Source organism: Pseudomonas sp. NBRC 111132 (genome assembly GCF_001320565.1).
Taxonomy (GTDB): domain Bacteria; phylum Pseudomonadota; class Gammaproteobacteria; order Pseudomonadales; family Pseudomonadaceae; genus Aquipseudomonas; species Aquipseudomonas putida_P.
In genome coordinates, this window is sequence record NZ_BCBI01000036.1 from 25197 (window position 1) to 49391 (window position 24195).

Sequence of the window (24195 nt, forward strand, 5' to 3'; positions counted from 1 at the left end):
GCAGTTATGGAGAGCTGCACATGCACATCTACAAAGTCGGCGGCGCCGTGCGCGACCGCCTGCTCGGCCGCCCGGTCAGCGATATCGACTGGCTGGTGGTTGGCGCTACCGTCGAAGAAATGCTTGCCAAGGGCTACCGGCCGGTCGGTGCCGATTTCCCGGTGTTCCTGCACCCGAAAACCGGCGAGGAGTACGCCCTGGCGCGCACCGAGCGCAAGAGTGGGCGCGGCTACGGTGGGTTTACCTTTCATGCCAGTCCCGACGTCACCCTGGAAGAAGACCTGATCCGCCGCGACCTCACCATCAATGCGATGGCTGAAGATGAAGCGGGCACGGTGTACGACCCCTACCATGGCAAGGACGATCTCGATCAACGCCTTTTGCGCCATGTTTCCCCGGCATTCGCCGAAGATCCTCTGCGCGTACTACGCGTCGCGCGCTTTGCTGCTCGTTATGCGCCTCTGGGTTTCCGGGTTGCCGACGAGACCCTGGAACTGATGCGCCAGATCAGTGCCTCAGGCGAACTGCAGGCACTGACCGCCGAGCGCAGCTGGAAGGAAATCGAGCGCGCGCTGATGGAGGCTCGCCCCCAGGTGTTCTTCCAAGTGCTGGGCGCTTGCGGCGCCCTGCACGAGCTACTGCCTGAGCTTGTCGACGATACACAGGCCCTGGCGGCGCTGGAGCAAGCCGCAGCGCACGAACAGCCGCTGCACGTGCGCTGGGCCTGCCTGTTGCGAGGGCTGGCACCGGCGCCAATCAAAACCGTCAACCAGCGCCTCAAGGCACCACGGGAATGCCAGGAACTGGCCTTACTTACCGGAGAGTGCCTGGCGCAGGGTAACCAGGCGCAGGAGCTACCAGCCACGGCACTGCTGGAGCTGTTGCAGAAATTCGATGTGTACCGGCGACCGCAGCGGTTCGAGGATTTCATTGTCGTGTGCGAGATGGCGGCGCTGGGCGATGGCAAGTCGAGTTATCCACAAGCCGATTATCTGCGTGGCGCAGCAGCAGCGGCGCGAGCGGTGGATGTGAAGCCGCTGGTGCAAGCCGGGCTGACGGGCCAGGCGCTGGGCGAAGCGCTCAAGCGTGAGCGGCTGAAGGCTGTCGAGGCTTACAAACGCAGTTGACCAGCGCGGTACCTGTGGGAGCGGGCGCGCCCGCGAAGAACCCAATGCGGTGGATGGCACCGGCTATGCCGGTGTTCGCGGGCACGCCCGCTCCCACAATGACCGCGAAAGCCGTTAGTTAGATAGGCGTCAGCTGCAACCCGCGCCACTCGAAGGCTACCGGAGCCAGCACCTGATCGATCTGCGCCTCCTGCCATAACTGCGCCATGCCCTTGCCCGCCCCCGGATGTACCAGTTCGGGGGCCAGCAGCGACAGCGGCCACAACACAAAAGCGTTTTTCAAGATCTCGGCGCGAGGCAGCACCAGTCCGTCGAAAGTACCGTGCAAATCGTCATACATCAGCACGTCGATATCCAGTGGCAAGCCTTTGCGGTCCGGGGCATAGCGGCCGTTGTCGGCCTCGATGAACTTCAGTCGACGGTCCAGCTCGATCAACGGCAACGCGGTTTTGCCGGTCACCACGAAGTTGATGAACGGCCCGCTCTTGATCCCCACCGCCTGGCTTTCGAACGCCGGCGAGCAATGCATGTCCGTCAGGATACCGGCCAACGCATCGAGCCCGGCGCACAAATGCGCTTCACGGTCGATGTTGCTGCCGAGCCCCAGGTAAACCGTGCTCAGAGACATCCGCGCTCGATCTCCACGCCTACACCACCACGGGCCGCCGGCACCGCACCCGGTTTGGTCAGCTTCAACCGTACCCAAGGGATGTGGAATTCCTCCATCAGCGTTGCCACCAGGCGCTCGGCAAAGGTTTCCACCAGCTCGAAACGGGCCTGCTCGGCGAACGCCTGGATGCGTGCCGAGACACTGGCGTAGTCCAGCGCCAGGTTCAGGTCGTCACCGGCGGCAGCCGGGCGGTTGTCCCAGGCAAAGCTCAGGTCCAGGCGCAAGCACTGGCGAATATCCCGCTCCCAGTCATAGGCACCGATGACGGTATCGACTTCCAGGCCTTCGATGAACACTCTGTCCAAGCACTTCTCTCCACAGCACGACAAGGGCGACTGGCGCCGTTAGAATCGGGGCGTCCTCGCCCGGAATAGTTAGCATGTTTTGGTTACTGGCGTTGCTCGCCTACCTGCTCGGCTCGCTGTCCTTCGCCATTGTCCTCAGCCGCCTTTCAGGCAGCCCGGACCCGCGTTCCAGCGGCTCAGGCAATGCCGGCGCCACCAATATGCTACGCCTGGCAGGCCGTAAACTGGCGATCCTGACCCTGCTTGGCGACCTGTGCAAGGGCCTTTTGCCGGTATTGCTCGCCCGCGCTGCCGGGCTGGACCTGCATGCGCAGGCCTGGGTGGGCGTGTGCGCGGTGCTGGGCCATCTGTTCCCCCTGTACTTCCGTTTCCAGGGCGGCAAAGGCGTGGCGACAGCTGCCGGCATGCTCATGGGCCTGTATTTCCCGGCCGCACTGCTGGCTATCGGTGCCTGGCTGCTGACCTTCTACCTCACCCGCACCAGCTCGCTGGCGGCACTGATCGCCACACCACTGACGTTGCCATTGCTGGCCTGGCGCGAGCCCGAGGCCCTGCTGCCGATCACCGTGCTGACAGCGATGATCGTGTGGCGCCACCGTAAAAATCTGCGCGACCTGTTTGCAGGGCGCGAACGGCACTTCTGAACCTTCGGCGGTAAACCTTACAGTGGTGGCAACTGCTCCATCGGCCAGCGTGCCTGCACGCTGATCGCCAGGTCCTGCTGCTGCCCGGCCAACAGTCGCTGGCAACCGGCATAGGCGATCATCGCGCCATTGTCGGTACAGAACTGTGGGCGCGCGTAGTACACATTGCCCTTCATTCCGGCCAGCATCTCTTCCAGCGAGGCACGCAGCGCTTTGTTGGCACTCACGCCACCAGCGATGACCAGGCGCTTGAGGCCAGTCTGCTTGAGGGCTCGCTTGCACTTGATGGTCAAAGTTTCCACCACCGCCTGCTGGAATGCCAGGGACACGTCGCAACGGGTTTGCTCACCGTCGTCGCCAGCATTCTTGCATTGCTGCCAGGTGTTGAGGGCGAAAGTCTTGAGGCCGCTGAAGCTGAACTCAAGACCCGGACGATCGGTCATCGGCCTTGGGAAAACGAAGCGGCCAGGTACGCCCTGCTCTGCGAGGCGCGCGATTTCCGGGCCGCCTGGGTAATTGAGGCCGATCAACTTGGCGGTCTTGTCGAACGCCTCGCCGGCAGCGTCGTCCAGGCTCTCGCCCAGCAGTTCGTACTGGCCGATGCCATCGACCCGAACCAACTGCGTGTGACCACCGGAAACCAACAAAGCGACGAACGGAAACTCGGGTGGGTTTTCTTCCAGCATGGGCGCCAGCAGGTGGCCTTCCATGTGGTGCACACCTATCGCCGGGATGTCCCAGGCAAAGGCCAACGCCTGGGCGCAGGAAGCCCCGACCAGCAAGGCACCGACCAGGCCAGGGCCCGCGGTATAGGCGATGGCGTCGATCTCGGTGGCGACGCAGCCAGCCTCGTCCAGCACCTGGCGAATGAGCGGCAGCATGCGCTTGACGTGATCACGCGAGGCAAGCTCGGGCACTACGCCGCCGAACACGCGGTGCAGGTCGATCTGGCTGAACAGTGCGTCGGCCAACAAACCGCGTTCACTGTCGTATAATGCGACGCCAGTTTCGTCGCAGGATGTTTCCAATCCCAGTACTAGCATGGGTTCGTCCCTTGTGGGGGGCTGAATTCGAAGCCGCGCATGATAGTCCCCGTGTCGGATGCCGACCAGCGGTTTTCGATCAGAGGCTTTGCATTCCTGCTTGCTAAGGGTTAACATCCGCAACCCTTGAAAACCGACGTTCTCCAGCACACCTTTGTTTTGCCAGGAGCACGTCTACCCCGGTAATGAATTAAGGTAGCCCTGGATGCCAGCCGTCAAAGTTAAAGAGAACGAACCCTTCGACGTAGCTCTGCGTCGTTTCAAGCGCTCCTGCGAAAAAGCCGGTGTACTGGCTGAAGTTCGTAGCCGCGAGTTTTACGAGAAGCCGACCGCCGAGCGTAAGCGTAAAGCAGCTGCTGCTGTTAAGCGTCACGCCAAGAAAGTTCAGCGCGAACAGCGCCGCGCCGTTCGTCTGTACTAATACAGGCGTTCAACGCAAAGCTTCTGCCCTGCCCGGCTAACCGCCGGGCGATGGCAGTGGTCGCTTCACACTTGAGCAGCTAGCTCAAGGCCCTGCACAAGCTTCATGCGAACTGCTCATGGGCAACCTGCCTGAAACGTCAGAGCTGGTCTTTCTTGCTGTATGACCAGACGTGCACGTCCGACTGACGGGCCCTTAGGGGCTGGCGACGAGCACACACCCCCTCGCACTTCCCCAAGCAACACTCGCCCCATTCGGCGCGTGAGCGATTAGACTTGCCAGTTGCCAGATGACGAGACTGCCATGGCCGGGCTGATTCCCCAGAGCTTCATTGACGACCTTATCAACCGCCTCGACATTGTCGACGTGGTGAGTTCGCGCGTCCAACTGAAAAAAACCGGCAAGAACTACTCCGCCTGCTGCCCGTTCCACAAGGAAAAGACCCCTTCCTTCACGGTCAGCCCCGACAAGCAGTTCTACTACTGCTTCGGCTGCGGCGCCGGTGGCAACGCCCTGGGTTTCGTCATGGACCACGACAACCTGGACTTCCCCCAGGCCGTCGAGGAGCTGGCCCGCGCCGCTGGCATGGAAGTGCCCCGCGAACAAGGCCGCCGCGACCAGAAGCCGCGCCAGCCCACCGATTCGCCGCTGTACCCGCTACTGGACGCTGCCTCGGAGTTCTACCGCCAGGCCCTGCGCAACCACCCGACCCGCAAGGCGGCGGTGGATTACCTCAAGGGCCGCGGCCTGTCCGGCGAGATTGCCCGCGATTTCGGCCTGGGTTTTGCCCCGCCCGGCTGGGACAACCTGCTCAAGCACCTGGGTGCCGACACCCTGCAGCAGAAAGTGATGATCGATGCCGGCCTGCTGATCGAGAACGCCGAAAGCGGCAAGCGCTACGACCGTTTCCGCGACCGGGTGATGTTCCCGATCCGCGACAGCCGCGGGCGCATCATCGCCTTCGGCGGCCGGGTACTCGGCGACGACAAGCCCAAGTACTTGAACTCCCCTGAAACCCCGGTGTTCCACAAGGGCCAGGAGCTGTACGGGCTGTACGAGGCACGCAAGCACAACCGCAACCTCGACGAAATCATCGTCGTCGAGGGCTACATGGACGTCATCGCCCTGGCCCAGCAAGGCCTGCGCAATGCCGTGGCCACCCTCGGCACCGCCACCAGCGAAGAGCACCTCAAGCGCCTGTTCCGCGTGGTGCCCAGCGTGTTGTTCTGCTTCGACGGCGACCAGGCCGGGCGCAAGGCCGCCTGGCGCGCACTGGAATCGGCCTTGCCGAACCTGCAAGATGGCCGCCGCGCACGTTTTCTGTTCCTGCCCGAAGGCGAGGACCCGGACAGCCTGGTACGCGCCGAAGGCACCGACGCCTTCATGGCCCGTATCAACCAGCACGCCCAGCCGCTGGCCGATTACTTCTTCGAGCAACTGAGCGTCGAAGCCGACCCACGCTCGCTGGAAGGCAAGGCACACATGGCGACCCTGGCGGCACCGTTGATCGAAAAGATCCCTGGCGCCAACCTGCGCCAGCTCATGCGCAACCGCCTGAAGGAAATCACCGGCCTCGACCCGCAGCAGGTCGAGCAACTGGCGCAACAAGCACCCACGGTTAGCAGCGTGCCGGACTACGACCCTGGCTACGACTACGACGCCATGGCCAGCTACACCCCCGATTACGGCGACATGCCGCAACACGACTTCGCCCCCGTTCATCAGGAGCAGGCCTGGAAGCCCAACAAGGGCAGCGGCAAGAAGCCATGGAGCGACAAGCCCTGGGACAAGAACCGCAAGGGTGGCAAGCCGTGGCAACAACGTGACGAAGCGCCACCCCGCGTGCCGGCGCCGGTCGAGCCACCAACCCTGGCCGCCCTGCGCACCCTTCTGCACCACCCGCTGCTGGCCGGCAGGGTAGAAGATGCCAGCCACTTCGCCGACGAAGAACACCTGTACAGCCAGCTGCTGGTGGCATTGATCGAAGCCGCACAGAAAAATCCTGGGCTAAGCTCAATGCAGTTGATCGCACGCTGGCATGGCACCGAGCAGGGTCGCCTGTTGCGGGCCCTGGCGGAAAAGGAATGGCTGATCGTGGCCGACAACCTTGAACAACAGTTTTTCGACACTATAACTAGCTTGTCCGCCCGCCAACGCGAGCGCAGCCTGGAACAACTGCTCAGGAAATCACGTCAAAGCGAATTGACCAGCGAGGAAAAAACCCAGCTCCTCGCCCTGCTGAGCCGGAATGTTCCCGCACAAACGCCGACCTCATCTGGCGCGTGAGGCCCATGCTCGGGTATAATCCTCGGCTTGTTTTTTGCCCGCCAAGACCTTCAGTGGATAGGGTGTTATGTCCGGAAAAGCGCAACAGCAGTCTCGTATCAAAGAGTTGATCACCCGCGGTCGTGAGCAGGGCTACCTGACTTACGCGGAGGTCAACGACCACCTGCCTGAGGATATTTCAGATCCGGAACAGGTGGAAGACATCATCCGCATGATCAACGACATGGGGATCAACGTATTCGAGAGTGCTCCGGATGCGGATGCCCTTCTGTTGGCGGAAGCCGACACCGACGAAGCCGCGGCCGAAGAAGCCGCTGCTGCGTTGGCGGCCGTTGAAACCGATATCGGCCGCACGACCGACCCGGTGCGCATGTACATGCGCGAAATGGGTACTGTCGAGCTGCTGACCCGTGAAGGCGAGATCGAAATCGCCAAGCGTATCGAGGAAGGCATTCGTGAAGTCATGGGCGCCATCGCCCACTTCCCGGGCACTGTCGATTACATTCTCGGCGAATATGACCGCGTCACCACCGAGGGTGGCCGCCTGTCGGACGTTCTCAGCGGCTACATCGACCCTGACGACAACATTGCCGCGCCGACCGAAGAAGTGCCGATCCCAGGCACCAAGGCCGCTGCTGCGAAGGAAGAGTCCGACGACGAAGAGGAAGAGTCCGAAAGCGGTGACGACGAGGAAGAGGCCGAGAGCGGCCCAGACCCAGTAGTCGCGGCTCAACGCTTCGGTGCGGTATCCGATCAACTTCAGGCAACCTCCAAGGTCCTGAAGAAAAACGGTCGTGGCCACAAGGAAAGCATCGAGGCCCTTCAGGCCCTGGCTGACCTGTTCATGCCGATCAAGCTTGTACCGAAGCAGTTCGAGGTACTGGTCGAGCGTGTACGTGACGCCCTGAACCGTCTGCGCCAGCAAGAACGCGCCATCATGCAGCTGTGCGTCCGTGACGCCCGCATGCCGCGTGCCGACTTCCTGCGCATGTTCCCGAGCAACGAAACCGACCAGACCTGGAGCGGTGACCTGGCCAAGCGCAACACCAAGTGGGCTGCTGCCCTGGGTGAAAAGGACGCTGCCATTGTCGCTTGCCAGCAGAAACTGATCGACCTTGAGACCGAAACCGGCTTGACCGTTGCCGAGATCAAGGAAATCAACCGTCGCATGTCGATCGGTGAAGCCAAGGCCCGCCGCGCCAAGAAAGAAATGGTCGAGGCGAACCTGCGTCTGGTGATCTCCATCGCCAAGAAGTACACCAACCGTGGCCTGCAGTTCCTCGACCTGATCCAGGAAGGCAACATCGGCTTGATGAAAGCGGTGGACAAGTTCGAATACCGCCGCGGCTACAAGTTCTCGACCTATGCCACCTGGTGGATCCGTCAGGCGATCACCCGCTCGATCGCCGACCAGGCACGCACCATCCGTATTCCGGTGCACATGATCGAGACGATCAACAAGCTCAACCGTATTTCCCGCCAGATGCTGCAGGAAATGGGTCGCGAACCGACCCCGGAAGAGCTGGGCGAGCGCATGGAAATGCCTGAGGACAAGATCCGCAAGGTACTGAAGATCGCCAAAGAGCCGATCTCCATGGAAACCCCGATCGGTGACGACGAAGATTCGCACCTGGGCGACTTCATCGAGGACTCGACCATGCAGTCCCCGATTGACGTGGCCACGGTCGAAAGCCTCAAGGAAGCCACCCGCGACGTGCTCTCGGGCCTGACCGCACGCGAAGCCAAGGTGCTGCGCATGCGTTTCGGTATCGACATGAACACCGACCACACCCTCGAAGAGGTGGGCAAGCAGTTTGACGTAACCCGTGAGCGGATTCGTCAGATCGAAGCGAAGGCGTTGCGCAAACTGCGCCACCCGACTCGCAGCGAGCACCTGCGCTCCTTCCTCGACGAGTGATGACAAAACCCCGGCCCAGGCCGGGGTTTTTCTTTAGCGGCCCGTAACATAAAGCCCGCCTTCCACAGCACACCCGCCGCAATGCCCGTCTACACTCGACTTCAGACCACCTGAATGCGAGGCTGCCATGCCCTTGAAGCCGGCCATTCTGTTGCTGCTCCTGATTTTATGGAACACAACGGCCGGCGCCCTGACCCTGACAGATGAGGAGAAAGCCTGGCTGGCTGCTCACCCGCAGTTGAGCCTGGGCGTAGACGCCTCTTGGCCACCGTTCGAGTTTCGCGACCAGGAGGGCCGGTACCAGGGATTGGCCGCCGATTACATCGCCACGATCCAGCAGCGCCTGGGCGTGACACTCAAACCGGTCGAACCCAGCAGCTGGACCGAGGTACTGGCACAGGCACGGGAAAGCCGCATCGACCTGCTGCCCGGCATCATGTCCACCCCCGAACGCCAGGGCTATCTGGCCTTCACCCGCCCGTACCTCGACTTCCCCATTGTCATCCTGGCCCACAAAGGCGGCGCACAACCACGCAAGCTGGATGACCTGTACGGCCTGAAAATCGCCGTGGTCGAGAACTACGCCCCGCACGAGCTGCTGCGCACCCACCACCCCGACCTCAACCTGGTGGCGCTGCCCAATGTCAGCTCCACGCTGCAGGCCCTGGCCACCGACCAGGTGGACGCCGTGGTCGGCGACCTGGCCTCCAGTATCTGGAGCCTGCGCCAGCTCAAACTCGACGGCCTGTACGTCAGCGGCGAAACACCCTACCGCTACCAGCTGGCGATGGCCGTCCCCCGCGACAAGGCCGTGCTGGTCGGTATTCTCGACAAAGTGATGGCCGACATGAGCAGCAGCGAAATCAGCCAGATCCAGCAGCGCTGGGTGGGCAATGTAGTCGACCAGCGGATGTTCTGGTCTGACCTGCTGGTATATGGCTTGCCAACGGTGCTGTTGCTGATGGCCGTGCTGGCCGTGGTCATCCGCATCAACCGCCGCCTCAGCTCGGAAATTTCCAGGCGCATCGCCCTGGAGCAAGAGCTGCGCAGCAGCGAATACCACTACCGAGGCCTTGTAGAGAGCCTGTCAGCCATCGCCTGGGAAGCCGATGCCAACGACTTCACCTACAGCTACGTTTCACCGCATGCCGAAGACCTGCTCGGCTACCCCTTGAGTGACTGGCTCCGGCCCGGCTTCTGGCGCAGCATCCTGCACCCGGAGGACGCCCTCTGGGCCCAGGCGTACTGCGACAGCGAAACCGCAGCGGGACGCGACCACAGCCTGGACTACCGAGTGATCCGCGCCGACGGCCAGCCCCTTTGGGTACGCAACATCGTCAGCATGATCGAACACGGCCACCAACCGGTGATGCGCGGCCTGATGATCGACATCAGCGAAACCAAGCACACCGAGGACGCCCTGCGCCTGTCCGAGCAGAAGTTCGCCTCGGTGTTCCAGCAATGCCCAGACATCCTGCTGATCGCCCGCCACAGCGATGGCTGCCTTCTGGAGGTGAACGAAGCCTTCGAAGAGCAGATCGGCCTGACCCAAAGCCAGGTGATTGGCCGTACCGCCACCGACCTGAACCTGTGGGGCGTCGAAGGCAGCGGCCTACGAGTGCTCGAACACCTGCACCAGGGCGGCATCCGCAACCTGGAAATGAGTTTCCGCCGCAGCAATGGCCAGCTGTTCACCGGCCTGACCTCGGCCGAAACCTTCGAACTCGACGGCACCCCCGCGCTGGTAGTGGCGGTGCGCGACATCAGCCAGCTCAAGGAAACCCAGCAACAGTTGCAAACCTCGGAAGAGAAATTCGCCAAAGCCTTCCACGCCTCCCCCGACGGTCTGCTGCTGTCGCGCCAGAGCGACGGTCTACTGCTGGAGGTGAACGAGGGCTTCTGCCGCCTGACCGGCTATGACCTCAACCCGACCATCGACCAGACCTCGCTGGACCTGGGCATCTGGGTAGACCTCAACGAGCGCAAGCGCCTGGTTGAGCAGCTCAACCGCGACGGCTTCGTGCGTGATTTCACCTGCCACATCCGCCGCAGCGACGGGCAGATCCGCCTTTGCGAGCTGTCCGCCCGGCCCCTGCCGATTACCGGCGTCGACTGCATGCTGACCATCGCCCGCGACATCACCGAGCGCCACCTGATGCAGGAAAAACTGCAGCTGGCCGCCACCGTGTTCGAGAACACTGCCGAAGGCGTACTGATCACCGACATTGACCAGCACATCAGTGCTGTCAACCGCGCCTTCAGCGAAATCACCGGCTACAGCGAAATCGAAGCCCTCGGCCAGACCCCGCGCCTGCTCGCGTCCGGCCAGCACGACAGCGCCTTCTATGCGGCCATGTGGCACCAGCTGACCGACGAAGGGCACTGGCAGGGCGAGATCTACAACAAGCGCAAGAACGGCGAGCTTTACCCAAGCTGGCTGACCATCAGCGCCGTGCGCAACAGTGAACGCGAGATCACTCACTTCGTGGCGGTTTTCGCAGACATCTCCAGCATCAAGCACGCCCAGGCCAAACTCGACTATCAGGCCCACCATGACCCGCTGACCGGCTTGCCCAACCGCGCCCTGTTCGAGAACCGCCTGCAGGCTGTACTCACCTGCGCGCAAGTCTCCAACCGCCAGGGCGCGGTACTGTTCCTCGACCTCGACCGTTTCAAGCACATCAACGACAGCCTCGGCCACCCAGTCGGCGACCTGCTGCTTAAAGGCATCGCCCAGCGCCTGAAGGAGCAGGTGCGCGACGTCGACACCGTGGCCCGACTGGGCGGCGACGAGTTCATCATCCTGCTACCCGGCCTGCACAAGCCCAGCGACGCCAGTACCATCGCCAACAAGCTGCTGGCCTGTTTCGCCGCGCCGTTCCAGGCCGGTGAACACGAGTTCTTCACCAGCGCCAGCATCGGCATCAGCCTGTATCCACAGGACGGCACCGACGTTGCCACACTGATCCGCAACGCCGACGCCGCCATGTACCGCTCCAAGGCCAAAGGCCGCAACCGCGTCGAAGCCTACACCCGCGACCTCACCGCCCAGGCCAGCGAGCGCATCGCCTTGGAGCATGAACTGCGCCGCGCCGTCGAACGCAACGAAATGAGCCTGTGCTTCCAGCCCAAGCTCAGCCTCAAGACCCAGAAGCTGGTAGGCGCCGAGGCGCTGATCCGCTGGAGCCACCCAACCTTTGGGGAGGTGCCACCAGAGCACTTCATCCACCTGGCGGAAGAGAATGGCACCATTCTCCAGCTCGGTGACTGGGTTCTGGAGCAAGCCTGCCGACAGATGCAGGCCTGGAAACAGCACTACCAACCCTTCGGCCCGCTGTCGATCAACCTTGCCGGCGCCCAGCTGCGCCACCCGCACCTGGCCCGGCGCATCGAACAGTTGCTAAAGCACTACCAGCTAAAGGCCGGTGACCTACAGCTGGAAATTACCGAGAACTTCATCATGAGCCAGGCAGAAGAGGCCCTGGCCGTGCTGTACCAGTTGAAGAAACTGGGCGTGCAACTGGCTATCGATGACTTCGGCACCGGCTATTCCTCGCTGAGCTACCTCAAGCGCCTGCCGCTGGATATTCTCAAGATCGACAAGTCGTTCATCCGCGGCCTGCCCGACGACCCACACGATGCCGCCATCGCCCGCGCGATCATTGCCCTTGGCCGCAGCATGCAGCTGACGATCATTGCCGAAGGCGTGGAAAACCAGGCCCAGCAGCGTTTTCTGGCAGCGGAAGGGTGTGAGCAGATCCAGGGCTACATCGTCAGCCTGCCGCTGCCACCAGACGAGTTCGCGGCCGCGTTCCTTCGCATAGCACTATCAGATCTTTCAGATGGCACAGGTGCGAAACCCTCGTTATAATCCGGCCACTTACTGAGGGCCTATAGCTCAGTCGGTTAGAGCAGAGGACTCATAATCCTTTGGTCCACGGTTCGAGTCCGTGTGGGCCCACCAGATACGACAAAGCCGCGCAAATGCGCGGCTTTTTCATGCCTATCGATCAGCCGAGCAATTACGCTCTTCAATGCATCGCCTGCCCCAACCAAACCCGTTGAGTGCGGAGGTGCGACAAAGCACGCCATTTGCCGGCGCCTGCTGCTCGCGCGCAAAGCCCATTGAGTCGCATCACTCATCCCGCGCTGGAAAACCCCGCATCTCGACCTGTCGCGGGTTGTAGAAGGTCATGCCAGCCGGAATATCCCGCGTAACCAGCGACATAGCGCCAATCACCACGTCGTCGCCAATATCGATGCGATCGGCAACAATGCAGCTATTGGTGCCCATGCTCACATTGTCGCCAATGCGCAGCGTGTATTCCTCCAGGCCAAGGGTCTTGATGCCGATCGAGCAGTTCTGCCGGATGAAGAAATTGCGCCCGATGCGCACGTGCCGGGTGATCACTACCCCCGGTAGGTGCGCGATGCGCAGGCCGGGCGCGATGTGTGCACCTATATCGATGTCCACGGCGTACTTGAGGTTTAGCCGCTGTTGCATGCGCCGGGCGTGACGCCGTGCCAGGCCACCATGGGCGTCGAGGTACTGGGCCAGGCGGTAGGCAAAGAGAAAACGCAGTTTGTTGTCCTTGCGGGCGCGGCGCAGCACGTTGAACAGCAAACTGATACGGCGTCCGGGCCTTTTCTTGTTGGAGACTTCCAGTCGCCAGCATTCGAGCAGGTGGTCGAGGTTCACACTGAGGTTCTCGTTGGACTAGCGCTTCATCATGCCGAAGGCAAAGTCATCGGGCCAGCCTGGTCAGCTGTGACGGCCCTTGCCCTCATCGGCATTGGCTGGCTAGGCTAGCGGGCCAACCGCAGAGACTCGCCATGTCGGATTCCCGCTCCATCACGCTGGATGAGATCGATCGCCAGCTGATTGCCCTGTTGCAGATCAACGCCCGCGAAAGCGTCGCCACCCTCGCCCGCCAGCTGGGCATCGCCCGCACCACGGTCAACTCGCGCCTGGAACGGCTGGAGAAGAACAAGGTCATTTCCGGCTATGGCGTACGCCTGGGCCAGAGTGTGATAGGCGGCGGGCTGCAGGCGTACGTGGGGATCAAAGTACAGCCACGTTCCGGCAAGGAAGTTGTGCGGCGCCTGAGTGCCATGGGGCAGGTGCAGCAGCTGTGTGCGGTGAGCGGAGAATTCGACTACGTGGCCTGGCTGCGTACCGACTCGCCCGAGCAGCTTGACCAGTTGCTCGACCAGATCGGCAGTGTCGACGGCGTGGAGAAGACCACCACGTCGATCATTCTCAGTAGCAAGGTAGATCGCGGGCAGCCGCTCTGATTTCTAAGTCGTCGTAATGCACATAAAGTATGTTATTCCGACGAAACAAAATACATTCAGACACCACTCTGCGCCTTAATTACGAAAATCTCACGCCCTAAAATGACCCCCAGGCATCTCCTATACTCAGGCTCCGCTCCCCGCGCAGCCTCTCTGGCAAGGTCACTTCATGAACAAGAAAAACCGCCACCCCGCCGACGGCAAGAAGCCGATCACCATCTTCGGCCCGGACTTCCCGTTCGCCTTCGACGACTGGTTGGAGCACCCCGCGGGCCTGGGCAGCATTCCAGCTGATCGCCAGGGTGAAGAAGTAGCCATCATAGGTGCCGGTATCGCCGGCCTGGTGGCGGCCTACGAGTTGATGAAGCTGGGCCTCAAACCGGTGGTGTACGAGGCTTCCAAGCTGGGTGGCCGGCTGCGCTCGCAAGCCTTCAACGGCACCGATGGGATCATCGCCGAGTTGGGTGGCATGCGCTTCCCGGTGTCGTCCACGGCCTTCTATCACTACGTAGACAAGCTGGGCCTGGAAACCAAGCCTTTTCCCAACCCGCTGACTCCGGCCTCGGGTAGCACGGTGATCGACCTGGAAGGCCAGACCTACTACGCCGAAAAAACCAGCGACCTGCCCAAGCTGTTTCATGAAGTGGCCGATGCCTGGGCTGATGCGCTGGAAAGCGGCGCCCAGTTCGCCGAAATCCAGCAAGCCATCCGCGACCGCGACGTACCGCGCCTGAAGGCACTGTGGAACAAGCTGGTGCCGCTGTGGGACGACCGCACCTTCTACGACTTCGTCGCCACCTCGCGCTCGTTTGCCAAGCTGAGCTTCCAGCACCGCGAAGTGTTCGGCCAGGTTGGCTTCGGCACCGGTGGCTGGGATTCGGACTTCCCCAACTCGATGCTGGAAATTTTCCGCGTGGTGATGACCAACTGCGACGACCACCAGCACCTGGTGGTCGGCGGTGTGGAACAAGTGCCGCAAGGCATCTGGCGCCATGTACCGGAGCGCTGCGTGCATTGGCCGCAGGGCACCAGCCTGAGCACGTTGCACGGCGGCGCGCCGCGTACCGGGGTCAAACGCATTGCCCGCGCTTCCGATGGACGCCTGGCGGTCACCGACAACTGGGGCGACACCCGCCACTACAGCGCGGTACTCGCCACCTGCCAGACCTGGCTGCTGACCACCCAGATCGACTGCGAGGAATCGCTGTTCTCGCAAAAAATGTGGATGGCCCTGGACCGCACCCGCTACATGCAGTCGTCGAAGACCTTCGTCATGGTCGACCGGCCGTTCTGGAAGGACAAGGACCCGGAAACCGGCCGCGACCTGATGAGCATGACCCTCACCGACCGGCTTACCCGCGGCACTTACCTGTTCGACAACGGTGACGACAAGCCGGGGGTGATCTGCCTGTCCTACGCCTGGATGAGCGATGCGCTGAAGATGCTGCCGCACCCGGTGGAAAAGCGCGTGCAGCTGGCCCTGGATGCGCTGAAGAAGATCTACCCGAAAACCGACATCGCAGGGCACATCATCGGCGACCCGATCACCATTTCCTGGGAAGCCGACCCGCACTTCCTTGGCGCTTTCAAGGGGGCGTTGCCAGGCCACTACCGCTACAACCAGCGCATGTACGCGCACTTCATGCAGCAGGACATGCCCGCCGAGCAGCGCGGCATCTTCATTGCCGGTGACGACGTGTCGTGGACCCCGGCCTGGGTGGAAGGCGCGGTGCAAACGTCGCTGAATGCGGTGTGGGGTATCATGAACCACTTCGGTGGCCACACCCACCCGGACAACCCCGGCCCAGGCGACGTGTTCGACGAAATCGGCCCGATCGCCCTGGCAGACTGAGACAAGGAGGCACCATGCGCATCGCTCTGTTCCAGGGTGCCCCCAAGCCACTGGACGTGCCCGGCAACCTGCAACGGCTGCGCCACCAGGCGCAGCTGGCGGCCGAACGCGGCGCGCAGTTGCTGGTGTGTCCGGAAATGTTCCTGACGGGCTACAACATCGGCCTGGCCCAGGTCGAGCGCCTGGCTGAAGCCGACGATGGCCCGGCGGCGATGGCGGTGGTAGAGATCGCCCAGGCGCAGCGCATCGCTATCGTCTATGGCTACCCCGAGCGCGGCGACGACGGGGCAATCTACAACAGCGTACAGTTGATCGATGCGCATGGCCGCAGCCTCAGCAACTACCGCAAGACCCACCTGTTCGGTGACCTGGACCGCTCGATGTTCAGCCCAGGCGCCGACCTGTCCCCGGTGGTGGAATTTGACGGTTGGAAAGTCGGCCTGCTGATCTGCTACGACATCGAGTTCCCGGAGAACGCTCGGCGCCTGGCGCTCGATGGCGCAGAGCTGATACTGGTGCCGACCGCGAACATGACGCCGTACGACTTTACCTGCCAGGTGACCGTGAGGGCGCGGGCGCAGGAGAACCAGTGTTACCTGGTGTATGCCAATTATTGCGGTGCGGAAGACGAGATTCACTACTGCGGGCAGAGCAGCCTCATCGGGCCGGATGGCAGTGTGCTAGCCATGGCCGGGCAGGATGAATGCCAGTTGTTGGCGGAGCTTGAACATGATCAGGTGGTGCAGGGGCGCTTGGCGTTTCCTTATCTGAACGATTTGCGCCAGGAACTTCACCTGCGTAAAGGCTGATAGCCCTTTCGCGGGCCCGCTACACAAATGGGTTAGCATGGACAGCAGCAACCGGAGCCCCCATGCCTGACGCCACCCGCCACCTCACCCTCGCCAACGGCCTGCAGCTTACCCTGCGCCATGCCCCGCGCCTGAAGCGCGCGGCCGCCGCATTGCGGGTGCACGCGGGTAGCCATGACGCGCCGGGGAAATGGCCAGGGCTAGCCCACTTTCTCGAGCACCTGTTCTTCCTCGGTACCCCGCGCTTCCCCCTGGACGATGGCCTGATGCGCTACGTGCAGGCCCTCGGTGGCCAGGTCAACGCCAGTACCCGTGAACGCACCACCGATTTTTTCTTCGAAGTCCCGCCTAATGCCTTGGCCGCAGGCCTCGAGCGCCTGTGCCAGATGCTGGCCGAGCCTGACCTGGGCATCGCGCGCCAACGCCGCGAGCGCGAAGTGATTCACGCCGAGTTCATCGCCTGGTCGCGCAACCCACAGGCCCAGCAGCAATTCGCCTTGCTGCAGACGCTGTCGCCCGCTCATCCGCTGAGCGCTTTTCATGCCGGCAACCGATACACCCTGGCCCTGCAGGACCCAGCCTTCCAGCAAGCGCTTGGGGGCTTTCACCGGTGCTTTTACCAAGGCGGCCAGATCGTCTTGAGCCTGTGCGGCCCGCAACCGCTGGTTGAACTGGAGCAACTGGGCCGGCAGCATGCTCAGCAGTTCGCCACGGGCACGCGAGTACCGCACCTTCAGCCACCGCCCCTGTCGGCGGCGACCATGCCACTGACCTTTAACCACGAGCACCTTCCGGCAGGTACCGAGCAGGCGCTGGAACTGCTGATTGCCTGCCTGAATGACAGCCGCCCAGGTACCTGGCTGGGTACGCTGCGCGAGCGGGGCTGGCTGCAAGGCTTCAAGGCCGAAAAGCTGTATGCCTTCGCCGGGCAGTTGCTGTGGCACCTGGACCTGAAGCTCAGCGCCGACGCCTGCCCAGATGAAGCCAATGACCTGCTGCACGGCTGGTTCAATTTCATCCGACAAGCCGATCTCGCACAGCTGAACCGTGACTTCGGCTTGCTGCAGCACAGCGGCGAACGCAGTGCCAGCGCACTTGAACTGGCCCGCCGGGACAGTACCGGGTTGCCGTTCAGCCAGTTGGATACACAAGGTTTGCAGGCCCTTCGTGCCCTGCTGGATGACCTGCCATGCAGCAATCATGGGCAATGGCAGATACCCACGGTCGAGCCGTTACTGATGGCTGACTTACCCACCGCCTTGGCGCAGCCTCTACCGAACGCACTGACGATCAGTGACCAGCTCCCCGGCACCCGCCAATATGCGGCACTCTACTTACGTTGGCACGTGCCTTCGCCTGTGCGCCAGCGCTTGCAGGGTGTGCTTGAACAGGCCCTCGCGCCGCTGCAGGACCGATGTGAACGCGCCTCGGTGCAACTGCAGTACACCACCGCAGGGGAATACTGGCAGTTGCGCTGCGCCGGGCTGCCGGCCGCGGTGTTGCGCGCAGTGCCGCAGGCCTTGGCTTTGATGCTCACCCCCCCTGCCAGCTGCTGGCTGCCCAGCGCGGCGCCGCCCCCGGCACTGATCCCTATCAGGGCCTTGCTCAAGCAACTGCCAGACACGGTGCTGCATACCCCGCCCACAGCGGCACCGGCCGGCACGCTGAAACAGCAGCAACTCGACAGCCTGTGGCAGCACGCAAATTGGCATGGCCTGGCTGCGGGCTTCGACGATGCCGCGCTGAACGCCTTGGCTACCGCGTTGCAGCACTGCCCCGGGCAAGGCGCACGGCCTGGCTCCCTGCCCACATGGGCCAACCGTCGCTGGCAGCATGCCGAAGTGGCTGGCAGCGAATATGCCCTGCTGCTGTTCTGCCCGCTGCCTCCCGCCAGCGAAGCCGCAGGCCGCCTGCTAGCGCAACTGCTGCAGGGGCCGGTTTACCAACGCCTGCGGGTAGAGTTGCAACTCGGCTACGCGGTGTTCAGCGCCTTTCGTCAGGTCGAGGGGGTCGGCGGTCTACTGTTCGGCGTGCAGTCCCCCCACACCGGCCAAGCGCAGGTCCTCGACCACCTGCTCGCCCTGTTGCGCCAGGGTGTCACCCTGGACCCGGCCGCCCGCCAAGCCCTGGCCGAGCAATTCGACGAGCCCGCCATGGCCAATGCCGACGTCGCCGAATGGGCGTGGCAGACACACCTGGCTACACAACCCGGCAGGCTGGATGCACTGCGCAGGGCTATCCTGAACACGCGGCAGACGGATCTGGACCACCTGCTGAGCAACCTGCTCGACACAGGTTCCACTTGGCTATGCCTGGCCAACGCTGCCGCGCCAAACCCTTCCTGGCAAGGCGCTGCACGATGATTGTTACGCGAACTGCAACGGCGCTTTTCGAATAATTAACCTTTCGGTACAAATTTTTCTTGTAAGATAGCGCAATCCCAGTTTCAGGGAACTGCCGACGCGTGGCGGTACCCAAGTAGTAGCTGAGCATCCCAACCCTCATCCGGAAGGAGTAATTCCATGTGGACCAAACCTGCATACACTGATCTGCGTATCGGCTTCGAAGTCACCATGTACTTCGCTAACCGCTAAGCCCGGCTTAGGGTTTCACGCCTCGGCCTGCCGGGGCGTTTTCGTTTTTCCGATCCGGTTTTTTGCATAGAGAGTGGCCATGTACATCCAGGTTCTCGGCTCCGCCGCCGGTGGCGGGTTCCCACAGTGGAACTGCAACTGCGTCAACTGCAAGGGCTACCGTGACGGCACCCTGCGCGCCACGGCACGCACCCAGTCGTCCATCGCCCTGTCCGACGACGGCGTGCATTGGGTTCTGTGCAATGCCTCGCCCGACATCCGCGCCCAACTGCAGGCCTTTGCGCCCATGCAACCGGCCCGGGCCCTGCGCGACACCGGCATCAACGCCATCGTCCTGCTGGACAGCCAGATCGACCACACCACTGGCCTGCTCAGCCTGCGCGAAGGTTGCCCGCACCAAGTGTGGTGCACCGACATGGTCCACCAGGACCTGACCACCGGTTTCCCGCTGTTCAACATGCTCAGCCACTGGAACGGTGGCCTGCAGTGGAACCGCATCGAGCTGGAAGGCAGCTTCGTCATCGAGGCCTGCCCCAACCTCAAGTTCACCCCCTTCCCCCTGCGCAGCGCTGCACCGCCGTACTCGCCGCACCGTTTCGACCCGCACCCAGGCGACAACCTGGGCCTGTTGGTCGAGGACACTCGTACCGGCGGCAAGCTGTTCTACGCCCCAGGCCTGGGCCAGGTCGACGGCAAGCTGTTGGCGATGATGCACGACGCCGACTGCCTGCTGGTCGACGGCACCCTGTGGGAGGACGATGAAATGCAGCGCCGTGGTGTCGGCACCCGCACCGGCCGCGAGATGGGCCACCTGGCGCAAAATGGCCCTGGCGGCATGCTCGAAGTGCTGGACGGCTTCTCGCGCCAGCGCAAAGTGCTTATCCACATCAACAACACCAACCCGATTCTCGATGAAGACTCCCCCGAGCGCGCCGAAGTCCTGCGCCGCGGTGTGGAAGTTGCCTTCGACGGCATGAGCATCGAGTTGTAAGGAGGCCCGATGAGCGACGCACTGCCCATGTCCCCTGCCGAATTCGAGCAGGCTCTGCGCGCCAAAGGCGCCTATTACCACATCCATCACCCGTACCATGTGGCGATGTACCAAGGCCGCGCCACCCGCGAGCAGATCCAGGGCTGGGTGGCCAACCGTTTCTACTACCAGGTCAACATCCCGATGAAGGATGCCGCGATCCTGGCCAACTGCCCGGACCGCGAAGTGCGCCGAGAGTGGATCCAGCGCCTGCTCGACCACGACGGCGCACCCGGCGAGGACGGTGGCATCGAAGCCTGGCTGCGCCTGGGCCAGGCCGTCGGCCTCGACCCCGACCAGCTGCGCTCCCAGGAGCTGGTACTGCCCGGCGTACGCTTTGCCGTGGACGCCTACGTCAACTTCGCCCGCCGCGCCAGCTGGCAGGAAGCCGCCAGCAGCTCGCTGACCGAACTGTTTGCCCCACAAATCCACCAGTCGCGGCTGGACAGTTGGCCACAGCACTACCCGTGGATCGACCCGGCCGGCTACGAGTACTTCCGCACCCGCCTTGGCCAGGCCCGGCGCGACGTGGAGCACGGCCTGGCGATTACCCTGCAGCACTACACCACCCGCGCGGGCCAGGAGCGTATGCTGGAGATCCTGCAGTTCAAGCTGGATATCCTCTGGAGCATGCTCGACGCCATGAGCATGGCCTACGAGCTGAACCGCCCGCCTTATCACTCCGTCACCCAGGACCGGGTGTGGCACAAGGGGATCACCCTATGAGTCTTGATCGCAATCAAGTGCCGAACTGGCGCCCCGGCTACCGCTTCCAGTACGAGCCGGCGCAAAAGGGCCATGTGTTGCTGTACCCCGAGGGCATGATCAAGCTCAACGAAAGCGCCAGCCTGATCGGTGGCCTGATCGACGGCCAGCGTGACGTGGCAGCGATCATCAGCGAACTCGAACAGCAATTCCCCGATGTCCCGGAAGTGGCCGATGACATCGAGCAATTCATGGAGGTGGCCCGTGCCGAACACTGGATCGTCCTCGCCTGAGTTGCCGCCTACGCCTGCGGTCGGCCTGCCGCTGTGGCTGCTGGCCGAGCTCACCTACCGCTGCCCGCTGCAGTGCCCGTACTGTTCCAACCCGCTGGACTTCGCCGCCCAGGGCCAAGAGCTGAGCACCGAACAGTGGTTCAAGGTGATGGCTGAAGCACGGGAAATGGGCGCCGCGCAAATCGGCTTCTCTGGCGGTGAACCGCTGGTGCGCCAGGATCTTGCCGAGCTGATTGGCGAGGCTCGCAGGCTGGGTTACTACACCAACCTGATCACCTCGGGCATTGGCCTGACCGAGGCGCGCATCGCCGATTTCAAGAAGGCCGGCCTGGACCATATCCAGATCAGCTTCCAGGCCAGCGACGAGCAGGTGAACAACCTGCTGGCTGGCTCGAAGAAGGCCTTTGCACAAAAGCTGGAAATGGCCCGCGCGGTGAAAGCCCACGGTTACCCGATGGTGCTCAACTTCGTCACCCATCGGCACAACATCGACAAGATCGACCGCATCATCGAGCTGTGCATTGCCCTGGAGGCCGACTTCGTCGAGCTTGCCACCTGCCAGTTCTACGGCTGGGCGCACCTCAACCGCCTGGGCCTGCTACCGACTCGCGCGCAGCTCGAGCGGGCAGAACGCATCACCAACGAATACCGGGACAAACTCAAGGCCGAGGGCAACCCGTGCAAGCTGATCTTCGTTACCCCAGACTACTACGAAGAACGCCCCAAGGCCTGCATGAATGGTTGGGGCAACCTGTTCCTCACCATCACCCCGGACGGCACCGCCCTGCCCTGCCACGGCGCGCGCCAGCTGCCGGTGCAATTCCCCAATGTGCGCGAGCATGACTTGCACCATATCTGGTACGAGTCGTTCGGCTTCAATCGCTTCCGTGGTTATGAGTGGATGCGCGAACCGTGCCGCTCCTGCGACGAGAAAGAAAAGGACTTCGGCGGCTGTCGCTGCCAGGCCTTCATGCTGACCGGCGATGCCAGCAACGCCGACCCGGTATGCGCCAAGTCGGCCGACCACGGCATCATCCTCAAGGCCCGCGAGGAGGCAGAAACCGCCCAGCTCGCCATTGAACAGATGACCTTCCGCAATGATCGAAACTCACGTGTCATCGCCCGCGGCTGAATTCAGCGCGGCCCAGGCGGTGGCCGCCGGCACCGACTTCGCCGAACTCAAAGTCAGTGCCGACGGGCTGTTCTGGATCGAATTTCGCCCGGCCGATGGTGCTTGCCGTATCTGGCACTGGCTGCACTACCAGGCCCGCTGCCTGACGCCAGATGGTTTCAGCGTGCGCAGCCGGGCCTACGAGTATGGCGGTGGCAGCTTCTGCCTGGGTGGCGACGGGTTGGTGTTCGTCAACGAAAAGGACCAGCAGGTCTACACCCAGCCGCTGGACGATTTGCTACCGCGTGCTCTGACCCGCGATGCCAGCTGCCGCTATGGCGATGTGCAGTGGCACGACAGCCAGGTGCTGGCCGTCGAGGAGCGCCATGCCGAGCAGGTGGAGCATCGCCTCGTCGCTTTGGGCGAAAGCCGCCGTGAGGTACTCGCCGAGGGTGCCGATTTCTACGCCGCACCCACCGTGAGTGCCGATGGCCAACGCCTGGCGTGGATCGAATGGGACCGCCCTGCACAGCCCTGGACCGTGACCCGCCTGATGAGCCGCACACGGGATGCCAGCGGCCACTGGGGGCCGCCGCAGTGTGTAGCCGCCGCTGACGAATCGCTGCAACAACCACGCTTCGATGCCGAAGGCCGGCTCTACTGCCTATCCGACCGCAACGGCTTCTGGCAGCCCTGGGGAGAGGTCGAGGGTCACTGGCAAGCCTTGCCCGCCAAGTCGGCGGACCATGCAGCAGCGCCTTGGCAGTTGGGCACCTGCACCTGGCTGCCACTGGGGCCGCAAAGCTACCTGGCCAGCTGGTTCCAGGATGGCTTCGGGCAATTGGGGCTGCGTGGCGAAGATGGCCGCATGGCGCGGTTTGCCAGTGCTTATACTCGTTTTCGCAACCTGGCCATGGATGCCGAACACCTCTATGCCATTGCCGCCTCGCCTATCAGCCCGCCGGCAGTGATTGCCATCGACCGCGGCAACCACGAGGTCCGTGTGCTGGCCGGTGGTGCCGAGGTGCTACCGGCAGGGCGCATCAGCCTGCCGCAGCCCATCCACTATGGCAGTGACGGCGAGCAGGCCCATGGCTTCTTCTACCCGCCAGTGCAGTCGCAAGGCGCCGCACCGCTGGTGGTGTTCGTCCATGGTGGGCCGACTTCGGCCTGTTACCCCGTGCTCGACCCACGCATCCAGTACTGGACCCAGCGCGGCTTTGCCGTGGCCGACCTGAACTACCGGGGCAGCACCGGCTATGGCCGGGAGTACCGCCAGGCACTGCACCTGCGCTGGGGCGAAAGCGATGTGGCCGATGCCTGCGCAGCGGTCGAATACCTGGCGGCTCAGGGCTGGGTCGACAAACACAAGGCGTTCATCCGCGGCGGCAGCGCCGGTGGCTATACCACCTTGTGCGCCCTGGCATTCCATGATGTGTTCCGTGCCGGCGCCAGCCTGTACGGGGTCAGCGACCCGGTGGCCCTGGGCCGTGCCACCCACAAGTTCGAGGGCGACTACCTGGACTGGCTGATCGGCGACCCGCAGCAGGACGCCGAGCGTTATCGCCAGCGCACGCCTTTGCTGCATGCAGGGCAGATCAAGGTGCCGGTGATTTTCTTCCAGGGCGAGCTGGATGCGGTGGTGGTGCCGGAACAGACCCGCGCGATGCTGGCGGCGTTGCAGGCTAACGGGATCGAGGCTGAGGGGCACTTCTATGCCGGAGAGCGACATGGGTTCCGCAAAGCGGAGAACCTGGCGCATGCATTGGAAGAAGAGTGGAAATTCTATTGCCGGGTGTTGAAGCACTGAGAGTTTGGGGCCGCTTTACGGCCCCGGAAAACCTCATCGCTTGGCGATGATATAGACCGCGTGCACGATCCCCGGAATGTAACCCAGCAAGGTCAGCAGGATATTCAGCCAGAATGCTCCGCCGAACCCCACCTGCAGAAACACACCCAGCGGTGGCAGAAGGATGGCGATAATGATGCGGATAAAGTCCATGCGAGTCTCTCCTGAAGGGTTACATCAAAGACTAGCCGCGCGCCACAGAGGTTCCACAGGCAAAAAAAAACGCCCCGGGCCGAATGAAAC

Annotated in this window: 21 protein-coding genes and 1 tRNA gene; 17 read left to right on the plus strand and 5 right to left on the minus strand. The window is 62.9% G+C overall.

Features of this window, described 5'->3' with window-relative positions; all coding sequences use genetic code 11:
• Positions 1–20 precede the first annotated feature (20 nt).
• Positions 21–1127, plus strand: a complete 1107-nt coding sequence (locus tag APH35_RS17640; protein ID WP_012270192.1) for a multifunctional CCA addition/repair protein — start codon at positions 21–23, stop codon at positions 1125–1127.
• A 118-nt stretch (positions 1128–1245) separates the two neighbouring features.
• Here the strand turns inward: APH35_RS17640 and folK are convergent, their stop codons facing one another.
• The gene (gene folK, locus APH35_RS17645; RefSeq protein ID WP_060494194.1) at positions 1246–1755 is read right to left on the minus strand and encodes a 2-amino-4-hydroxy-6-hydroxymethyldihydropteridine diphosphokinase; all 510 of its coding nucleotides are present in this window, start codon (positions 1753–1755) and stop codon (positions 1246–1248) included.
• Positions 1746–2102 (minus strand): dihydroneopterin aldolase, encoded by a 357-nt coding sequence (folB, locus tag APH35_RS17650; protein ID WP_004375185.1) that lies wholly within the window; start codon positions 2100–2102, stop codon positions 1746–1748. The genes folK and folB overlap by 10 nt, the downstream gene beginning before the upstream one ends.
• Positions 2103–2176: 74 nt before the next feature.
• Between folB and plsY the strand changes: the two genes are divergently transcribed.
• A complete protein-coding gene (plsY, locus tag APH35_RS17655; RefSeq protein ID WP_012270190.1) occupies positions 2177–2746 on the plus strand; it encodes a glycerol-3-phosphate 1-O-acyltransferase PlsY in 570 nt (189 codons plus the stop codon).
• 17 nt (positions 2747–2763) lie between these two features.
• On the opposite strand, the gene tsaD is transcribed toward plsY, so the two are convergent.
• Complete coding sequence (tsaD, locus tag APH35_RS17660) at positions 2764–3789, minus strand: tRNA (adenosine(37)-N6)-threonylcarbamoyltransferase complex transferase subunit TsaD (protein ID WP_012270189.1); 1026 nt, start codon at positions 3787–3789, stop codon at positions 2764–2766.
• A 205-nt stretch (positions 3790–3994) separates the two neighbouring features.
• Between tsaD and rpsU the strand changes: the two genes are divergently transcribed.
• The 5 genes from rpsU (at position 3995) to APH35_RS17685 (ending at position 12378) form a co-directional block, all read left to right on the plus strand.
• On the plus strand, positions 3995–4210 hold the full coding sequence (rpsU, locus tag APH35_RS17665; RefSeq protein ID WP_003255575.1) for a 30S ribosomal protein S21: 216 nt from the start codon (positions 3995–3997) through the stop codon (positions 4208–4210).
• Positions 4211–4513: 303 nt separating this feature from the next.
• Positions 4514–6496 (plus strand): DNA primase, encoded by a 1983-nt coding sequence (dnaG, locus tag APH35_RS17670; protein ID WP_060515204.1) that lies wholly within the window; start codon positions 4514–4516, stop codon positions 6494–6496.
• A 67-nt stretch (positions 6497–6563) separates the two neighbouring features.
• Positions 6564–8414 (plus strand): RNA polymerase sigma factor RpoD, encoded by a 1851-nt coding sequence (rpoD, locus tag APH35_RS17675; RefSeq protein ID WP_012270187.1) that lies wholly within the window; start codon positions 6564–6566, stop codon positions 8412–8414.
• A gap of 127 nt (positions 8415–8541) precedes the next feature.
• A complete protein-coding gene (locus APH35_RS17680) occupies positions 8542–12285 on the plus strand; it encodes a bifunctional diguanylate cyclase/phosphodiesterase (RefSeq protein WP_012270186.1) in 3744 nt (1247 codons plus the stop codon).
• Positions 12286–12301: 16 nt separating this feature from the next.
• Positions 12302–12378, plus strand: a tRNA-Ile gene (locus APH35_RS17685).
• 171 nt (positions 12379–12549) lie between these two features.
• On the opposite strand, the gene APH35_RS17690 is transcribed toward APH35_RS17685, so the two are convergent.
• A complete protein-coding gene (locus APH35_RS17690) occupies positions 12550–13113 on the minus strand; it encodes a serine acetyltransferase (RefSeq protein ID WP_060515205.1) in 564 nt (187 codons plus the stop codon).
• A 134-nt stretch (positions 13114–13247) separates the two neighbouring features.
• Here APH35_RS17690 and APH35_RS17695 point away from each other — a divergent pair, with 134 nt between their 5' ends.
• From APH35_RS17695 to APH35_RS17735, 10 genes are all read left to right on the plus strand, one after another.
• Positions 13248–13709: an Lrp/AsnC family transcriptional regulator gene (locus APH35_RS17695; protein WP_012270181.1), complete on the plus strand. Its 462-nt coding sequence runs from the start codon at positions 13248–13250 to the stop codon at positions 13707–13709.
• A 169-nt stretch (positions 13710–13878) separates the two neighbouring features.
• Positions 13879–15561 (plus strand): flavin monoamine oxidase family protein, encoded by a 1683-nt coding sequence (locus APH35_RS17700; RefSeq protein ID WP_060515206.1) that lies wholly within the window; start codon positions 13879–13881, stop codon positions 15559–15561.
• Between the two features lie 14 nt (positions 15562–15575).
• A complete protein-coding gene (locus tag APH35_RS17705; RefSeq protein WP_012270179.1) occupies positions 15576–16370 on the plus strand; it encodes a carbon-nitrogen hydrolase family protein in 795 nt (264 codons plus the stop codon).
• A 62-nt stretch (positions 16371–16432) separates the two neighbouring features.
• Entirely contained in the window at positions 16433–18733 is a 2301-nt protein-coding gene (pqqF, locus tag APH35_RS17710; protein WP_060515207.1) for a pyrroloquinoline quinone biosynthesis protein PqqF, read from the plus strand.
• A 159-nt stretch (positions 18734–18892) separates the two neighbouring features.
• Positions 18893–18964, plus strand: coding sequence for a pyrroloquinoline quinone precursor peptide PqqA (pqqA, locus tag APH35_RS28420; protein WP_003243383.1), 72 nt, complete (start codon positions 18893–18895; stop codon positions 18962–18964).
• Positions 18965–19043: 79 nt separating this feature from the next.
• Positions 19044–19955: a pyrroloquinoline quinone biosynthesis protein PqqB gene (pqqB, locus tag APH35_RS17715; RefSeq protein WP_012270177.1), complete on the plus strand. Its 912-nt coding sequence runs from the start codon at positions 19044–19046 to the stop codon at positions 19953–19955.
• A gap of 9 nt (positions 19956–19964) precedes the next feature.
• Positions 19965–20720 carry a pyrroloquinoline-quinone synthase PqqC gene (gene pqqC, locus APH35_RS17720; protein WP_012270176.1) on the plus strand — a complete coding sequence of 252 codons (756 nt, stop codon included), beginning with the start codon at positions 19965–19967 and terminating at the stop codon, positions 20718–20720.
• On the plus strand, positions 20717–20992 hold the full coding sequence (gene pqqD, locus APH35_RS17725; RefSeq protein WP_012270175.1) for a pyrroloquinoline quinone biosynthesis peptide chaperone PqqD: 276 nt from the start codon (positions 20717–20719) through the stop codon (positions 20990–20992). Before pqqC ends, pqqD begins: the two co-directional genes overlap by 4 nt.
• Positions 20964–22124 (plus strand): pyrroloquinoline quinone biosynthesis protein PqqE, encoded by a 1161-nt coding sequence (pqqE, locus tag APH35_RS17730; RefSeq protein WP_012270174.1) that lies wholly within the window; start codon positions 20964–20966, stop codon positions 22122–22124. The genes pqqD and pqqE overlap by 29 nt, the downstream gene beginning before the upstream one ends.
• Positions 22090–23913, plus strand: coding sequence for a S9 family peptidase (locus APH35_RS17735; protein WP_060493148.1), 1824 nt, complete (start codon positions 22090–22092; stop codon positions 23911–23913). The genes pqqE and APH35_RS17735 overlap by 35 nt, the downstream gene beginning before the upstream one ends.
• A gap of 33 nt (positions 23914–23946) precedes the next feature.
• On the opposite strand, the gene APH35_RS28425 is transcribed toward APH35_RS17735, so the two are convergent.
• The gene (locus APH35_RS28425) at positions 23947–24105 is read right to left on the minus strand and encodes a YqaE/Pmp3 family membrane protein (protein WP_003177654.1); all 159 of its coding nucleotides are present in this window, start codon (positions 24103–24105) and stop codon (positions 23947–23949) included.
• Positions 24106–24195 lie beyond the last annotated feature (90 nt).

Coding starts and splice junctions, on each gene's coding strand:
- APH35_RS17705 (WP_012270179.1), top strand. CDS start 15,576: ATGCGCATCGCTCTGTTCCAGGGTGCCCCCAAGCCACTGGACGTGCCC.
- APH35_RS17735 (WP_060493148.1), top strand. CDS start 22,090: ATGATCGAAACTCACGTGTCATCGCCCGCGGCTGAATTCAGCGCGGCC.
- APH35_RS17640 (WP_012270192.1), top strand. CDS start 21: ATGCACATCTACAAAGTCGGCGGCGCCGTGCGCGACCGCCTGCTCGGC.
- folK (WP_060494194.1), bottom strand. CDS start 1,755: ATGTCTCTGAGCACGGTTTACCTGGGGCTCGGCAGCAACATCGACCGT.
- pqqD (WP_012270175.1), top strand. CDS start 20,717: ATGAGTCTTGATCGCAATCAAGTGCCGAACTGGCGCCCCGGCTACCGC.
- APH35_RS17680 (WP_012270186.1), top strand. CDS start 8,542: ATGCCCTTGAAGCCGGCCATTCTGTTGCTGCTCCTGATTTTATGGAAC.
- rpoD (WP_012270187.1), top strand. CDS start 6,564: ATGTCCGGAAAAGCGCAACAGCAGTCTCGTATCAAAGAGTTGATCACC.
- rpsU (WP_003255575.1), top strand. CDS start 3,995: ATGCCAGCCGTCAAAGTTAAAGAGAACGAACCCTTCGACGTAGCTCTG.
- APH35_RS17695 (WP_012270181.1), top strand. CDS start 13,248: ATGTCGGATTCCCGCTCCATCACGCTGGATGAGATCGATCGCCAGCTG.
- APH35_RS17700 (WP_060515206.1), top strand. CDS start 13,879: ATGAACAAGAAAAACCGCCACCCCGCCGACGGCAAGAAGCCGATCACC.
- pqqB (WP_012270177.1), top strand. CDS start 19,044: ATGTACATCCAGGTTCTCGGCTCCGCCGCCGGTGGCGGGTTCCCACAG.
- APH35_RS28425 (WP_003177654.1), bottom strand. CDS start 24,105: ATGGACTTTATCCGCATCATTATCGCCATCCTTCTGCCACCGCTGGGT.
- tsaD (WP_012270189.1), bottom strand. CDS start 3,789: ATGCTAGTACTGGGATTGGAAACATCCTGCGACGAAACTGGCGTCGCA.
- pqqC (WP_012270176.1), top strand. CDS start 19,965: ATGAGCGACGCACTGCCCATGTCCCCTGCCGAATTCGAGCAGGCTCTG.
- pqqF (WP_060515207.1), top strand. CDS start 16,433: ATGCCTGACGCCACCCGCCACCTCACCCTCGCCAACGGCCTGCAGCTT.
- plsY (WP_012270190.1), top strand. CDS start 2,177: ATGTTTTGGTTACTGGCGTTGCTCGCCTACCTGCTCGGCTCGCTGTCC.
- dnaG (WP_060515204.1), top strand. CDS start 4,514: ATGGCCGGGCTGATTCCCCAGAGCTTCATTGACGACCTTATCAACCGC.